This is a genomic window from Methylobacterium sp. J-092 (assembly GCF_022829325.1).
Classification (GTDB): Bacteria; Pseudomonadota; Alphaproteobacteria; order Rhizobiales; family Beijerinckiaceae; genus Methylobacterium.
In genome coordinates this window covers 1-1,125 of record NZ_JAKSXU010000126.1, presented here as the reverse complement: position 1 = coordinate 1,125, position 1,125 = coordinate 1, and the positions used below count along the sequence as shown (strand labels likewise).

Below are 1,125 nucleotides of genomic sequence, written 5' to 3'. Positions count from 1 at the left end.
AGGGGCTACGAGCTCAAGCACCGCGTTCGGAACCGGGATGGCGAGTACCGCCTGTTCGCGGTCAAGGGACAGCCGGTGCGCAATCCGGACGGAACGATCCGCGAGTGGGTCGGCGTACACGCCGCCATCACCGAGCGAGAGGCATACGAGGCGGCGCTGGAGGAAGCCCGCGACGCTGCCGAGGAGCACAGCCGGGCGAAGAGCCGGTTCCTGGCAAACATGAGCCACGAGCTCCGGACGCCGCTGTCGGCCGTGATCGGCTACTCCGAGATGCTGGAGGAGGAGGCCGAGGAGCTCGGCCAGGACAGCCTCCTCAAGGATCTCGGCAAGATCAAATCGAACGCCCAGCACCTCCTCGGGCTGATCAACGACGTGCTCGACCTGTCGAAGGTCGAGGCCGAGAAAATGGAACTGTACCCCGAGGACATCGACGTTGCCGCCTTCGTCACAGACGCCGCCGGCACCGTGGAGGCGCTGGTCGCCAAGAAGGGTAACGTCCTCGTGTTGGACGTGGCCGATGACGTGGGCCGGGCGCGCACGGACGCGACCAAGCTGCGCCAGTGCGTGTTCAACCTGCTCTCGAACGCGGCCAAGTTCACCGAGGGCGGCACCATCACGTTGAGTGCCGCCCGTGAGGTCGACGTGGATGGCGACTGGCTCCGGTTCACGGTGCGGGACACCGGCATCGGTATGAATCCCGAGCAGGTCGGGCGCCTGTTCGAGCGGTTTACTCAGGCCGACGAGAGCACCACGCGCAACTATGGCGGGACCGGTCTCGGGCTCGCACTGAGCCGCGCTTTCGCCCAGCTTCTCGGTGGCGACATCACGGTCGACAGCGTCGAGGGCCAAGGAACGAGCTTCACCCTGCGCGTCCCAGCTGTGGCGCCAGAGGGCACCGTTGAGGCGGCACCGGCGGTTCCCGAGAACCAGATGACGGTGGGCGACCTCGTGCTGGTCATCGATGACGAGGCCAACCAACGCGAGCTGATGACCCGGTTCCTCGAACGCCAACGCTTCGCCGTCCGCACTGCGGGGGACGGGCGCACCGGGCTCGACCTCGCCAAGTCGCTCAAGCCGCGTGCCATCCTACTCGACGTGATGATGCCCGAGATGGACGGCTGGTCG

General features: G+C 66.8%; 1 protein-coding gene. It reads left to right on the top strand.

Annotation, left to right across the window (positions count from 1 at the left end):
- Nucleotides 1-1,125: ATP-binding protein (locus tag MKK60_RS14705; RefSeq protein ID WP_243986800.1), on the top strand; the 1,125-nt coding region annotated here is incomplete at both ends.